Genomic DNA, 13258 nt, shown 5'->3' on the forward strand with positions numbered 1-13258 from the left:
GGACTACTCGATCTCGGCCTTGGTGTCGCGGTTGATGAACGCCGCCATCATCCCCGAGGTCGTCATCCGGCCGGCGACGACCTCGTCGACGTGCTCGGCGATCGGGGCGTCCACCCCGGCCTTCTCCGCGAGCGCGCGGATCGAGGAGCAGGACTTCGCACCCTCGGCGACCTGACGGGTGGAGGCGAGGATCTCCTCGACCGTCATGCCCTGGCCGAGCTTCTCGCCGAACGTGCGGTTGCGCGACAGCGGCGAGGAGCAGGTGGCGACCAGGTCGCCGAGACCGGCGAGGCCCATCAGCGTGAGCGGGTTGGCGCCGAGCCGCATCGCCAGCCGGGCAGTCTCCGCGAGGCCGCGGGTGATCAGCGACGCGGTGGTGTTGTCGCCGAAGCCGAGGCCGACCGCCATCCCGACGCAGAGCGCGACGACGTTCTTGTAGGCGCCGCCGAGCTCGCAGCCGAGCACGTCGACGCTCGTGTAGGGACGGAAGGCCGGCGAGTGGCAGCGTCGCTGCAGCATCGTCGCCACCTCCTCGTCGGCGCAGGCGACGACCGACGCGGCCGGCTCGCGGCGCGCGATCTCCTTGGCGAGGTTGGGCCCGCTGATCACGGCGATCCGGCTCGGAGGCACGTCGGCGACCTCGGCGACCACCTCACTCATCCGCTTCAGCGACCCGAGCTCCACGCCCTTCATCAGCGACACCAGGACGGCGTCGCGCTCGAGGTAGGGCACGAACGCCGGCAGGTTGTCGCGCAGCGACTGCGACGGCACCGCCAGCACGACGACGTCGGCGCCGCTCAGGGCCTGCTCGGGATCGTGCGTCGCGGTGATCGCCGGCGGCAGCTCGATGCCGGGGAGGTAGTCGGTGTTCTCGCGTCGCTCGGCGATCGACGCCGCGATCTCCTCCCGGCGCGCCCACATCGACACCTCGTTGCCGCCGTCGGCGAGCACGATCGAGAACGCCGTGCCCCACGAGCCGGCGCCGAGGACGGCGACCTTGCTCACGAGCGGTCCTTCCGCTTCTTGAAGCGGTCGCCGTGCACCCGCATGTCGTAGCGCTCGGCCGGTGCGTCGGCCTCCCTGATCAGCTCCAGCTGCCGCGTGATCGCCGCCATGATCCGGTCGGTCGCCTCGGTGACGACCTCGGTCGTCACCGGGCCGTCCCGGAGGTCGTCGAGAGGGACCGGCTCCCCCACCCGCATCGTGATTCGCCGGCGCGGGAACAGCCGCGGCCTCTTCGCGTAGGGCGGCAGGATCTCCTGGGCACCCCACTGCCCGACCGGGATCACCGGACACGCGGTCTCGAGCGCGATCCGGGCCGCACCGGACTTCCCGCGCATCGGCCACAGGTCCGGGTCGCGGGTGATCGTCGCCTCGGGGTAGACGACGATCAGCCTGCCCTCACGGACCGCCTTCACCGCCTTCCCGTAGGCCCCGGCGCCGCCGCGCTCGCGCTCGACCGGGATCTGCCCGGCCGCGTCGAGGAACCGGCCGAGCGCCTTGTTCTTCCAGAGCCCCGCCTTGGCGAGGTAGTGCGGCAGCCGGCCGTAGTCGTAGACCAGGTGGGCCGCGGTCAGCGGATCGACGTGGGACAGGTGGTTCATCACCAGCACGCAGCCGCCCTCGGCGGGGATCCGCTCGGGGTCGACCCAGGTGCGCCTGGTCGTCGCGAGCAGGGTCGGCTTGATGATCGACACCGCCAGCCAGAAGGCCCAGCCCCGCTTCTCCCGCATCTTCCGCACCGTCACGGAGGCAGGCTACCGGCAGGTGACGGCCGCCACGTCCCCACCGCGCCCGCTGGCCCGACCGGCCTCCTGGGAGGATCGGGGCGTGGTCACCAATGCGCCCCGGCACGTCGTCGTGGTCCCCGTGAAGCCGCCGGTCGTGGGGAAGTCGCGCCTGCTCGGCGTCCCCGACGACCAGCGCACCGCGCTGGCCGCCGCCTTCGCCACCGACACGGTCGGCGCCTGCCTCGAGACACCCGGCGTGGCGCGGGTCCTCGTCACCACCGACGACGCCCGCTTCGCCGCCGCTCTCGGCGGCCTCGGCGCCGACACGTGTCCCGACGGCGCGACCGGCCTCAACGAGGCCCTGGTGCAGGCGGTGGCGGAGGCGCGTCGGCAGTGGCCGGCACTGCTGCCCGTCGCGCTCTGCGCGGACCTGCCCGCGCTGCGGCCGGCCGACCTCGCGGCCGCGCTCGACGCCGCCGGCGGCCGGTCGGCGTACGTCGCCGACGTCGAGGGCACCGGAACCACGCTCTACACCGCGCCTCACGACGACTTTCGAGCCGCGGTTCGGCGCCGGCTCGGCCGCCGCCCATGCCGCCGGCGGCGCCACCGCCCTGCCCGGCGCCCTGCCCGGGCTGCGCCGCGACGTGGACGACCTCGCCACGCTGGCCGCTGCGGTCGAGGTGGGCGTCGGCCCGGCGACGCGGGCCCTGCTCTCCCGGCTCCCCGCCGACCTGCTCGCACGGGCGCCGGAAATGCCCGACGGGCCGCCCTCCTGAGGAGAGCGGCCCGTCGATGACTAGCCGAAGCGCCTACTTCTTGGCGGTCTTCTTGGCCGTCGTCTTCTTGGCCGGGGCCTTCTTCGCCGCCGTCGTCTTCTTCGCCGTCGAGGCCGACTTCTTCGCCGCGGGCGCCTTCTTGGCGGTCGCGGTCGTCTTCTTCGCGGTCGACGCCTTCTTGGCAGGCGCCTTCTTGGCGGGGGCCTTCTTGGCCGCCGTCGTCGACTTCGCCGGCGCCTTCTTCGCGGTCGTCTTCTTGGCCGCGGTGGAGGCCCTTCTTGGCGGGAGCCGCCTTCTTCGCAGGCGCCGCCTTCTTCGCGGTGGTCGCTGCCTTCTTCGCCGGAGCCGCTGCGCGGGAAGCCGTCGACTTCGACGCCGTCGCCTTCTTCAGCGCCGGGAGCTTCTTGGCGCCGGAGACGACGTTCTTGAGGTCGGCGCCCGCGGTGAACTTCGGCACCGACTTCTTCTTCGTCTTCACTCGGTCACCGGTCTGCGGGTTGCGCACCCACCGCGCGTTGCGCACCGCCTTCTCGAAGGAGCCGAACCCCGTGATGGCGACCTTCTCACCCTTGGCGACCTGCCGGGTGATCGTGTCGAGAACCGAGTCGAGAGCGTGGGCGGCAGCCTTGCGGTTGCCGTCGAAGCGCTCCGAGAGCGCGTCGATGAACTGAGACTTGTTCACTACCTGTCCTTCCACTTGGACCGGCATCCCTGCCGCTCCAGGGCCGTTGTGCCGGGCCCTCCCCGGCTTCCCTTTCCGCGCACGCTAGGCACTCGTGGACGCGGTCACAATCACCACGCCGACATTGACGCAGGTTTTTTCGCTAGAAAATGGCGCAGTTCGGCGAAATGGGCCGCATTGCGCGCCATCCGGGGGATTGTCCGGGATGCGACGGCGCACCTGCGGGTACCGCGACGAAATGGCCGGAGCAGTGCGGATCGGGACATCCGGATGGGCCTACAAGTCGTGGCGCGGTGACTTCTACCCGAAAGGTCTGCGGCAGCGCGACGAGCTCGCCCACCTCGCCGGGCTGATGTCGTCGGTCGAGATCAACGGCTCGTTCTACTCGCTGCAGCGCGCGTCGTCGTACCGGTCGTGGGTGGAGCAGACACCCGAGGACTTCGTGTTCGCGGTGAAGGGCAGCAGGTACGTCACGCACCTGCTGCAGCTGCGAGAACCCGCACAGGCACTGGCGAACTTCTTCGCGTCCGGTGTGCTCGAGCTGCGGCACAAGCTCGGCCCGGTGCTGTGGCAGCTACCCGCCCGCACCCGCTTCGACCCCGACCGGCTGGCGGCGTTCTTCGACCTGCTGCCGCGGACGACGAAGGCCGTCGCCGAGCTGGCCGCCGACCACGACGAGCGCGTCAAGGACCCGGCGCTCGACCCGTACGACGACCGGCCCGTCCGCCACGTCGTCGAGGTGCGTCACGACTCGTTCCGCGACCCCGCATTCCCCGCTCTGCTGCGGGATCACGGCATCGGACTGGTCGTCTCCGACGGCGCCGGCGAGTGGGTGGTGCTCGACGACGTGACGTCCGACGTCGTCTACGTCCGGCTGCACGGACCTGAGGTCCTCTACCACGGCGGCTACGACGACGCCCTCCTCGACGCCTGGGCCGACCGGGTCCGCCACTGGTCCGGCGACGCCGTCGGCGCCGACGTCTACGTCTACTTCGACAACGACGCCGACCGGCGGGCTCCGCACGACGCACTCGCGCTCATGGAGCGGCTGCGCTAGAACCTCGCAGGTGCGGGGGTTCTGGCGCTCCGGTCCTCGCCGGAGGAGACCTCAGGCGTGCTGCGTGACCGGCTTCCAGCTCGGCCGCTTCGCCTCGTAGGCGGCGATGTCGGCGTCGTGGCCGAGGGTGATGCCGATGTCGTCGAGTCCCTCGAGCAGGCGCCAGCGGGTGTAGTCGTCGATGTCGAACGAGTCCTGCACGGAGCCGTCGGGGGTGCTGACGGTCCTCGCCTCGAGGTCGACGACGATCTCGCCGCCGGGGTTGTCGTCGAGGTAGTCCCAGAGCGCCTGGACGACCTTCTCGTCGACCTGCGCGGCGAGCAGGCCGGCCTTGCCGGAGTTGCCGCGGAAGATGTCGGCGAAGCGCGCCGAGATCACGACCTTGAAGCCGTAGTTCTGCAGCGCCCAGACGGCGTGCTCGCGGGAGGAGCCGGTGCCGAAGTCGGGACCGGCCACCAGCACGGAGCCGTTGCGGTAGCGCTCCTGGTTGAGCACGAAGTCGGGGTCGTTGCGCCATGCGGCGAAGAGCCCGTCCTCGAAGCCGGTGCGGGTGACCCGCTTGAGGTAGACGGCCGGGATGATCTGGTCGGTGTCGACGTTGCTGCGCTTCAGCGGGACGCCGACTCCCTGGTGGGTGGTGAACTTCTCCATGTCAGCGGTCCTCTCAGCTCGCGGCGGTCGCGGTGACCGGCTCCAGGTCGGCGGGCGACGACAGCGTGCCCCGTACGGCGGTCGCGGCGGCCACCAGCGGCGACACCAGGTGCGTGCGGCCGCCCTTGCCCTGACGGCCCTCGAAGTTGCGGTTGGAGGTCGACGCGCTGCGCTCCCCCGGCTCCAGGGTGTCGGGGTTCATGCCGAGGCACATCGAGCAGCCCGCGCCGCGCCACTCCGCGCCGGCCTCCTTGAACACGACGTCGAGGCCCTCCTCCTCGGCCTGCAGCCGCACTCGCACCGAGCCGGGCACGACCATCAGCCGGGTGTCGGCGTCGACCTTGCGGCCCTCGAGCACGGCGGCGGCGGCGCGCAGGTCCTCGATCCGGCCGTTGGTGCAGGAGCCGATGAAGACGGTGTCGACCTTGATCTCGCGCATCGGGGTGCCGGCCTCGAGACCCATGTAGGTCAGCGCCTTCTCGGCGGCGACCTGGTCGCTCGGCTCGTCGAAGTCCGCCGGCGCCGGCACCGAGGCGGCCAGCGGCACACCCCTGGCCGGGGTTGGTGCCCCAGGTGACGAACGGTGTCACGTCGGCGGCGTCGAGGACGATCTCCTCGTCGAACTCGGCGTCGTCGTCGGTGACGAGGGTCCGCCAGTGCGCGACCGCGGCGTCCCACTCGGCGCCCTTCGGCGCCTCGGGACGGCCCTCGATGTAGTCGAACGTCGTCTGGTCGGGCGCGATCAGCCCGGCCTTCGCGCCCCACTCGATCGACATGTTGCAGATCGTCATCCGCGCCTCCATCGAGAGCTCCTCGATGGCCTGGCCGCGGTACTCCACGATGTAGCCCTGGCCGCCGCCGGTGCCGGTCCTGCTGATCAGCGTGAGGATCAGGTCCTTGGCCGTGACGCCCTCGGGCAGGCTGCCGTTGACGGTGACCGCCATCGTCCGCGGCTTGGCCTGCGGCAGGGTCTGCGTGGCGAGCACGTGCTCGACCTCCGACGTGCCGATCCCGAAGGCGATCGACCCGAACGCGCCGTGCGTGCTGGTGTGGCTGTCGCCGCAGACGATCGTCATGCCGGGCTGGGTCAGGCCGAGCTGCGGCCCGACGACGTGCACGATGCCCTGCTCGACGTCGCCGAGCGGGTGCAGCCGCACGCCGAACTCCTCGGCGTTGCGGCGCAACGTCTCGACCTGCGTGCGGCTCACCGGGTCGGCGATCGGCTTGTCCCAGTCGACCGTCGGCACGTTGTGGTCCTCGGTGGCCAGCGTGAGGTCGGGGCGGCGCACCTTGCGGCCCGCGAGCCGGAGCCCGTCGAACGCCTGCGGGCTGGTCACCTCGTGGATCAGGTGGAGGTCGATGTAGAGGAGGTCCGGCTCGCCCGGGTTGGACCGGACGACGTGCTCGTCCCACACCTTCTCCGCCAGGGTCTTGCCCATTTTCGCCCTCCAGGCATCTCGAGATTCCGACGGCCGCGGCCGCGATCGGTGGCCGGCTGCGGCCTGCACCACAAGACCTTACGCTTGCATCCCACTTCCTGAGACGGCAGTATTGCATTATGGACAACTCGAGCGGTGTCGGCGTCCTCGACAAGGCGGCCCTGGTTCTGACGGCCCTGGAGTCGGGGCCTGCCACCCTGGCCGGCCTCGTCGCCGGCACCGGCCTGGCCCGACCGACCGCGCACCGCCTGGCGGTCGCCCTCGAGCACCACCGCCTCGTCGCCCGCGACATGCAGGGCCGCTTCGTGCTCGGCCCCCGGCTCGCCGAGCTCTCGGCCGCCGCCGGCGAGGACCGGCTGCTCGCGACCGCCGGTCCCGTGCTGGCGCGCCTGCGCGACATCACCGGCGAGTCCGCCCAGCTGTGGCGCCGGCAGGGCGACCACCGCGTGTGCGTCGCCGCCGCCGAGCGCCCCTCCGGCCTGCGCGACACGATCCCGGTCGGTTCGACGCTCACGATGCGCGCGGGGTCCGCGGCGCAGGTCCTGCTCGCCTGGGACGACCCCGACCGCATCCACCGCGGGCTGCAGAACGCGGCGTTCTCTGCGGCCGAGCTCTCCGCCATCCGCCGGCGCGGCTGGGCCCAGTCGGTCGGCGAGCGCGAGCAGGGCGTCGCGTCGGTGTCCGCGCCCGTCCGCTCCCCCGGCGGCAAGGTGATCGCCGCCGTCTCCGTCTCCGGACCCCTCGAGCGGCTCTCCCGCCAGCCCGGCCGGATGCACGCCCCCGCCGTCCTCGCCGCCGCCGAGCGGCTCTCCGAGTCGCTGCGCCGCGCCGCGGCCGAGTAGGTCGCGCGGGGATCAGAACAGGGCGTCGGAGCGCTCGAGGTCGAGGAGGACCTGCTTGCGGTCGACGCCGCCGGCGTAGCCGGTGAGGGTCCCGTTGGCGCCGATCACCCGGTGGCACGGGATCACGATGGGGATCGGGTTGCGGCCGTTGGCGAGGCCGACGGCGCGGGAGGCGGCGTTGGACTTGCCGAGGCGCGCGGCGATCTCGCCGTAGGACGCCGTCTCGCCGTAGCCGATCTTGCCCAGCTGCTCCCACACCGCGAGCTGCCAGGTCGTCCCGGACGGCGCGAGCGGCAGGTCGAAGTCGGTCAGCTCGCCCGCGAAGTAGGCGCGCAGCTGCTCGACCGCGCGGCGCAGCAGCGGGTCGTCGTCGGTGCGTGCCCCGATCGGCCGGCCGTCCGGGGCGGGACGGTAGGGCGAGAACTCGATCGCGGTGATCGCGCCGCCGTTGGCGACGATCCGCAGCTTGCCGACGGGTGAGTCGGTCTCGGTCCACATGTCAGCTCTCCTCCAGCGAGGTCCACAGGTGTAGCAGGGCGTAGGAGCGCCACGGCGCCCAGGCCTCCGGATCGGCGTCCGCGCCGTCGACCCGGGCGAGCGCGTGCCGCACGCCGAGGTCGGTCGGCAGGAACACGTCCGGGTGCCCCAGCGCGCGCAGCGCGACGTAGTCGGCCGTCCACGGGCCGATGCCGGGCAGCGCCAGCAGCCGCCGTCGTACGTCGTCCCGGTCGGGCCCGTGGTCGAGCACCAGGTCGCCGGACGCCAGCGCCCCGGCGAGCGTCGTGAGCGCCCGGCCGCGGGCCCGCGGCATCGGGAGCCGCTCGGGGTCGAGGGCCGCGACCGTCGCCGCGTCGGGGAACAGGTGGGTGAGCCCCGGCACGTCGGTCTCGACCGGACGGCCGTGGTCGGCGACCAGCCGCCCGGCGACCGTGCGGGCGCCGGCCACGCTGACCTGCTGGCCGAGCACGGCGCGGACGGCGACCTCGTCGCCGTCGACGTGCCCCGGGACCCGGAGCCCGGGCCGGCGCCGCACCAGCGGCCCGACCACGGCGTCGCCGGCGAAGTGGTCGGCCACCGCGACGGGGTCGCAGTCGGCGTCGATCAGCCGGCGGACCCGGGCCAGCGCGGCCGTCGTGTCGCGGAGGTCGTGGAGCTGGAACCGGGCGCGGACGAACGCGGTGCCGCCCGGCTCCGCGTGGTCGGCCAGCTCCAGCCGGACGGTGCCGGGCCCGTGCGGGGAGGTCGAGCGTGCGGGCGTACCAGCCGTCGCCGACCACCTCGACGCCGGCGACGGCCCGGGCCGAGAGGAACCGGTGGAGCGCTCCCCCGGCGAACGGCGTCCGCACCGCGAGCCGCATCTCGATCGCGCCGGGTGTGCGCGCCCCGCCGCGGCGGCCCCGCAGCTGGGTGGGCGTCGCGTCGTAGACCTCGCGCATCGTGTCGTTGAACTGCCGCACGCTGCAGAACCCCGCGGCGAACGCGACGTCGGCGAACCCGAGGTCGGTGGTCTCCACGAGGACCCGGGCGGTCTGCGCCCGCTGGGCGCGCGCCAGCGCGAGCGGCCCCGCGCCGAGCTCGGCGGTCAGCAGCCGCGAGAGGTGACGCGGCGTGTAGCCGAGCCGGCGGGCCAGCCCGGGCACGCCCTCCCGGTCGACCACGCCGTCGGCGATCAGCCGCATCGCCCGCCCGGCCACGGTCGCGACGACGTCCCAGTCGGGGCTGCCCGGCGTCGCGTCGGGCAGGCAGCGCTTGCAGGCGCGATAGCCGGCCGCCTGCGCGGCGGCCGCCGTGCGGTGGAAGCCGACGTTGCGGAGCGCGGGCGTGCGGGCCGGGCACGAGGGCCGGCAGTAGATGCCGGTGGTGCGCACCGCCGTGTAGAAGACGCCGTCGAAGCGGCGGTCGCGCGACTTCACCGCGGCGTAGCAGGACTCGACGTCCAGGCCGGGGATGCCGGAGACGGTCGTGGTCATGCACCCATTCTGGCGGTCGCCACCGACCCATGCTCGCGGAAAAACGGACACCGCCGCCCGGGGGTCCGGGCGGCGGTGCGACGCGTCAGCGCAGGAGGTTGCCGAGGCCGCCGAGCGCGCCCTGCTGCTGCACCTGCTGCCCGCCGTCCTGGGCGCCGCCGAACCGCATGTTCTCGCTCGGCTGGACGATCACGAAGCCCTGGCCGTGGAAGCCGAGCTGGAACTCCTCCCCCGACGTGCGGCCGACCAGCGCCTTCATGCCGATGTCGGTCTTGAGCTGGATCTGCAGGCCCGCTGACCAGCAGACCGCGGCGTCGGGGTCGACGTACGTCTCGGCCTGGCCGGTCTGGAGCAGCAGCGGCGGCCCGTCGGTGACGAGGGCGACCTGGCCGGTGCCGGTGAGCGTGGTGTTGAACAGGCCGCCCGAGAGCATGCCCGCGCCGCGGACGAGCTGGATGTCGTCCTGGAGGGTGTCGGAGTAGGCCAGGATGTTGGCGCCGTTGACGGAGATCGAGTCGTTCTCGAGCTCGATCACGTGCACCTCCATGCCCATCTTGGCGAGGAAGATCTCGCCCGAGCCGCTGATCCGCATGATCGGGAGCCCCTCGCCGGTGACCTTCTGCCGGATCCACTTCCCGACGCCGCCGGCGCTCTGGTGCTCGAACCGGACGTCGCCCTGGTAGGCGACCATCGAGCCCTGGAGGGCCTTGACGGTGCCCTGGGAGAGCTCGACCTTCATCATCTTCGAGTTCTGCTTGACGAAGTTGCCCGGCCCGTCGACCTCGTGGGTCTCCTGGGCGAACAGGTCGCTGCGCATCGTGTCTCGCTTCCGTGTGCTGAGGTGCTGAGGTGTGGCCGCCCGAGAGCGCCGGGGGTCTGGGCCGGCGGCGTGGCCGACGATTGCACACCGCTGCCGCGGACGCATCGTCCGTCGGGACGATCCGGCGCGCCGCGACCCGGGAGGTCATGCGGACGGGGTCACCGGTGACCCTGTCCGCATGACGTCCCGGCCGGGCGCGGCGACCTCAGATCGTGATCTGCCCGGTCCAGAGACCCACCGCGCCGACGATCCCGCCACCGACGACGACCGCGCACAGCACCATCTCGGTGGGGGTGAAGATGCGCCGGCCAGCGCTCGCTGCGGGCCTTCACGTAGAGCAGGGTCGCCGGCGCGAGGACGACGGTCATCAGCAGCACGAACTTCAGCCCCGCCGCGTCGAACAGGAACAGCGTGTACGCCGTCGCCACGCCGGCGACGATCGTCTCCCGGCGGCGGACCCCGTCGGACACGCCGTCGTACGCCTCGCCGGTGAGCCCGAGCTTGAGGGCGTAGGCCGCGGCGAGGAAGTACGGGAGGAGGGCCAGACTGGTGCAGAGGTCGAGCATGAAGTTCAGCGCGTCGGTCAGCACCAGGGTGAGGGCCAGCAGGCTCTGCACCGCCAGCGAGCTCACGACGAGGGCGGTGATGGGCGTGCCGTGGGTGTTCTCCTGGCCGAGGAACCGCGGGAAGTCCTCGTTGCGGGCCGGGATGTACATGACCTCCGCGGCCATCAGCGTCCACGCGAGGTAGGCGCCGAGGACGGAGACGATCACACCGGCGCTGATGAAGACCTCGCCCCAGTCACCCACCACCGACTCGAACACGCCGATCATCGAGGGCTGGCGGGTGTCGGCGAGCTCGGGCTGCGGCACCACCGCATAGCTGGAGAGGGTCACCAGCGCGAAGATCGAGAGCACGCTGAGGAAGCCGAGCACCGTCGCCCTCCCGACGTCCTCGCGCCGCTTGGCGTAGCGGGAGTAGACGCTCGCGCCCTCGATGCCGAGGAACACGAACGTCGTGATCAGCATCGTGTTGCGCACCTGCTCGTCCAGGCCGCCGAGGTCGCCGTACCCGTACGCCGTCCAGTTGTCCGCGAACACCCCGGCGTCGAAGGAGGCGAACAGCACCACGATGAACACCAGGATCGGGAGGATCTTGAAGACCGTGACGATCCGGTTGATCACCGCCGCGTCGCGGACGCCCCGCGCGATCAGGTAGTGGAACATCCACACGCCGGCGGAGCCGAGGGCGGCGGCGAGCACCGTGTCGCCGTCGCCGAAACCGTCGAAGAACGCACCGAGCGTCGCGGTGATGAACACCCAGTAGAACGTGTTGCCCGCGACCGCGCTCGCCCAGAACCCGACCGCCGAGTTGAAGCCGGCGTAGTCCCCGAACCCGGCCTTGGCGTAGATGAACACACCGGAGTCGAGGTCCGGCTTGCGGATCGCGAGGTTCTGGAAGACGAACGCCAGCATCAGCATCCCCGCGCCCGCGACCGCCCAGGCGATCAGCGAGCCGAGGATCCCCGTCGCCACGCCGAACCGGGCCGGCAGCGAGAACACGCCGGCTCCCACCATGCTGCCGACCACCATCGCGGTCAGCGTCGGCAGGCTCATCTTCGCCACGGCACCGCTCGGCGGCGCGTCGGTCTCTGCAGTCATGCCTTCTCCTCGAGTCCGGTCACAGGGGTCTTCTCGATGCGGAAGCCGGTCACGCCGTAGAGCACGCTCAGTGCCGGGCTGGCGTAACAGAAGACGGCGTACGGCGCGTAGAGCAGCGTGGACACGCCGAGCGTGGCTCCCATGAACGCGCCGCAGGAGTTCCACGGCACGAGGGGCGAGGTGACGGTGGCGCTGTCGGCGGCGAGCCGGGACAGGTTCGTCGGGGCCAGCCCGCGGCGGGCGAACTCGGCACGGAAGATCCGTCCGGGCAGCACCAGCGCGATGTACTGGTCGCCCGCCACGAGGTTCAGCCCGAACCCGCACGCGAACACCGTCACGAACAGCCGCCCCGTCGTGCGGGCCGCCCGGATCATCGGCTGCACCAGACGATCGATCAGGCCGAACTCCTCCAGCAGGGCACCGAACGTGACCGCCCCGAGGATCAGCCAGATGGTCAGCAGCATGCTGTCCATGCCGCCGCGCGAGAGCAGCCGGTCGACGTCGGCGATCCCGGTGTCGATCGAGAACCCGTTGCCCATCGCCAGCCAGACCGCCTTGACCGACTCGACGACGACGTTGCCGCTCCCGGCGACGAACTCGGCGTACACCTCGGGCTGGAGGAACGCCCCGACGACGCCTGCGAAGATCGTCGACGCCAGCAGTGCCAGCGAGGGAGGCACCTTGCGGACCGAGAGGTAGGCGAGCAGCACCAGCGGCAGCAGCGCGACGGGGGTGATCCAGTAGACCTCGTCGAGACGGGCCAGGTCGTTGTCGGTCTCGTCCGTGCCGACCGCGTCCGGGCCGGTGGCGCCGAGCAGCGCGAAGACGGCGACCGCGACGACGAACGCCGGGAGCGACGTCCAGACCTGGCGCTTGATGTGCTCGTGCACGTCGACGCCGACGACCTGGGCGGTCAGGACGGTGGTCTCCGACAGCGGCGAGGTCTTGTCGCCGAGGTAGGCGCCCGAGATCACCGCGCCCGCCGTGATCTCCGGCGAGACCCCGATCAGGCTAGCGATGCCGACCAGTCCCACGCCGATCGTGGCCGCGGTGGTCCACGAGCTGCCGATGCTGAGCGCGACGACGCCGCAGATGACCGCGGCGGCCGCGTAGTACCAGCCCGGGGAGAGGATCTGGATCCCGTAGTAGACGAGGGTCGGGATGGTGCCGCTGAGGTTCCAGACCCCGATCAGGGCTCCGACAGCCAGCAGGATGAAGACCGCGCTCGTGACCGACGACAGCGCGCCGCGACCGGTCTCCCGCACCGCCTCGAAGTCGTGGCCGTTCCTCATCGCGATCAACGCGGCGACGGCGCAGCACATCAGGAGCGCGACCTGCACCGGACCGTCCAGCGCGTCGAGGCCGAACAGCCAGAGCGACCCGGCGATCAGAGTGGTCAGCAGGCCCAGGGGGACCAGCGCGTCCGCCAGCGACGGTTGCGCGACGTCGTCGCCCCCCGGTCGCTCCGTCACGGCGTTCCGTCGAGCAGCCTCTTCGCGCGAGCGACCGTCGCGCGCCCCGGCGAGAAGACGACGTCCACGCCCGGGAACCTAGAACCGGGTCCGGGCTGCGGCCTCCCCCGTACCGGGTGAGCGGGGAAATGGCGAAGGGGCCCTGCCTGGCATCTCTG

General features: G+C 72.1%; 11 protein-coding genes and 3 pseudogenes. 3 read left to right on the forward strand and 11 right to left on the reverse strand.

Annotated features, from left to right (window positions below; genetic code table 11):
* Positions 1 to 3: 3 nt before the first annotated feature.
* Both MF408_RS01680 and MF408_RS01685 read right to left on the reverse strand, forming a co-directional pair.
* Positions 4 to 1005, reverse strand: coding sequence for an NAD(P)H-dependent glycerol-3-phosphate dehydrogenase (locus tag MF408_RS01680; protein WP_240250012.1), 1002 nt, complete (start codon positions 1003 to 1005; stop codon positions 4 to 6).
* Entirely contained in the window at positions 1002 to 1748 is a 747-nt protein-coding gene (locus MF408_RS01685) for a lysophospholipid acyltransferase family protein (protein WP_240250013.1), read from the reverse strand. Before MF408_RS01685 ends, MF408_RS01680 begins: the two co-directional genes overlap by 4 nt.
* Positions 1749 to 1830: 82 nt before the next feature.
* Between MF408_RS01685 and MF408_RS01690 the strand changes: the two genes are divergently transcribed.
* A complete protein-coding gene (locus MF408_RS01690; protein WP_240250014.1) occupies positions 1831 to 2526 on the forward strand; it encodes a hypothetical protein in 696 nt (231 codons plus the stop codon).
* A gap of 455 nt (positions 2527 to 2981) precedes the next feature.
* On the opposite strand, the pseudogene MF408_RS01695 reads toward MF408_RS01690, so the two are convergent.
* Positions 2982 to 3215 (reverse strand): annotated as a pseudogene (locus tag MF408_RS01695) (HU family DNA-binding protein); the annotation flags it as partial.
* Between the two features lie 211 nt (positions 3216 to 3426).
* On the opposite strand from MF408_RS01695, the gene MF408_RS01700 reads away from it, so the two are divergent.
* On the forward strand, positions 3427 to 4245 hold the full coding sequence (locus MF408_RS01700) for a DUF72 domain-containing protein (protein WP_240250015.1): 819 nt from the start codon (positions 3427 to 3429) through the stop codon (positions 4243 to 4245).
* Positions 4246 to 4296: 51 nt separating this feature from the next.
* On the opposite strand, the gene leuD is transcribed toward MF408_RS01700, so the two are convergent.
* On the reverse strand, positions 4297 to 4896 hold the full coding sequence (gene leuD / locus MF408_RS01705) for a 3-isopropylmalate dehydratase small subunit (protein WP_240250016.1): 600 nt from the start codon (positions 4894 to 4896) through the stop codon (positions 4297 to 4299).
* 13 nt (positions 4897 to 4909) lie between these two features.
* Positions 4910 to 6335 (reverse strand): annotated as a pseudogene (gene leuC, locus MF408_RS01710) (3-isopropylmalate dehydratase large subunit).
* A 119-nt stretch (positions 6336 to 6454) separates the two neighbouring features.
* Here leuC and MF408_RS01715 point away from each other — a divergent pair.
* Positions 6455 to 7177, forward strand: a complete 723-nt coding sequence (locus MF408_RS01715; protein WP_240250017.1) for an IclR family transcriptional regulator — start codon at positions 6455 to 6457, stop codon at positions 7175 to 7177.
* 12 nt (positions 7178 to 7189) lie between these two features.
* On the opposite strand, the gene MF408_RS01720 is transcribed toward MF408_RS01715, so the two are convergent.
* The 6 genes and pseudogenes from MF408_RS01720 to nhaC form a co-directional block, all read right to left on the reverse strand.
* The gene (locus tag MF408_RS01720) at positions 7190 to 7675 is read right to left on the reverse strand and encodes a methylated-DNA--[protein]-cysteine S-methyltransferase (protein WP_240250018.1); all 486 of its coding nucleotides are present in this window, start codon (positions 7673 to 7675) and stop codon (positions 7190 to 7192) included.
* A 1-nt stretch (position 7676) separates the two neighbouring features.
* Positions 7677 to 8390 (reverse strand): AlkA N-terminal domain-containing protein, encoded by a 714-nt coding sequence (locus MF408_RS24740; protein WP_345893902.1) that lies wholly within the window; start codon positions 8388 to 8390, stop codon positions 7677 to 7679.
* 76 nt (positions 8391 to 8466) lie between these two features.
* Positions 8467 to 9147: pseudogene (locus tag MF408_RS24745) on the reverse strand (Ada metal-binding domain-containing protein); the annotation flags it as partial.
* A gap of 85 nt (positions 9148 to 9232) precedes the next feature.
* Complete coding sequence (locus MF408_RS01730) at positions 9233 to 9964, reverse strand: AIM24 family protein (RefSeq protein WP_240250019.1); 732 nt, start codon at positions 9962 to 9964, stop codon at positions 9233 to 9235.
* Positions 9965 to 10125: 161 nt separating this feature from the next.
* Positions 10126 to 11628 (reverse strand): basic amino acid/polyamine antiporter, encoded by a 1503-nt coding sequence (locus tag MF408_RS01735; RefSeq protein ID WP_240250020.1) that lies wholly within the window; start codon positions 11626 to 11628, stop codon positions 10126 to 10128.
* The gene (gene nhaC / locus MF408_RS01740) at positions 11625 to 13100 is read right to left on the reverse strand and encodes a Na+/H+ antiporter NhaC (RefSeq protein WP_240250021.1); all 1476 of its coding nucleotides are present in this window, start codon (positions 13098 to 13100) and stop codon (positions 11625 to 11627) included. Before nhaC ends, MF408_RS01735 begins: the two co-directional genes overlap by 4 nt.
* Positions 13101 to 13258 lie beyond the last annotated feature (158 nt).

Origin of the sequence: Nocardioides sp. TF02-7, from assembly GCF_022437945.1 — a bacterium.
GTDB lineage: Bacteria > Actinomycetota > Actinomycetes > Propionibacteriales > Nocardioidaceae > Nocardioides.

Excerpts from the sequence above, each read along its gene's own strand:
- MF408_RS01735 (WP_240250020.1), bottom strand. The coding sequence starts at position 11,628 with ATGACTGCAGAGACCGACGCGCCGCCGAGCGGTGCCGTGGCGAAGATG.
- MF408_RS01700 (WP_240250015.1), top strand. The coding sequence starts at position 3,427 with ATGGCCGGAGCAGTGCGGATCGGGACATCCGGATGGGCCTACAAGTCG.
- MF408_RS01715 (WP_240250017.1), top strand. The coding sequence starts at position 6,455 with ATGGACAACTCGAGCGGTGTCGGCGTCCTCGACAAGGCGGCCCTGGTT.
- leuD (WP_240250016.1), bottom strand. The coding sequence starts at position 4,896 with ATGGAGAAGTTCACCACCCACCAGGGAGTCGGCGTCCCGCTGAAGCGC.
- MF408_RS01730 (WP_240250019.1), bottom strand. The coding sequence starts at position 9,964 with ATGCGCAGCGACCTGTTCGCCCAGGAGACCCACGAGGTCGACGGGCCG.
- MF408_RS01720 (WP_240250018.1), bottom strand. The coding sequence starts at position 7,675 with ATGTGGACCGAGACCGACTCACCCGTCGGCAAGCTGCGGATCGTCGCC.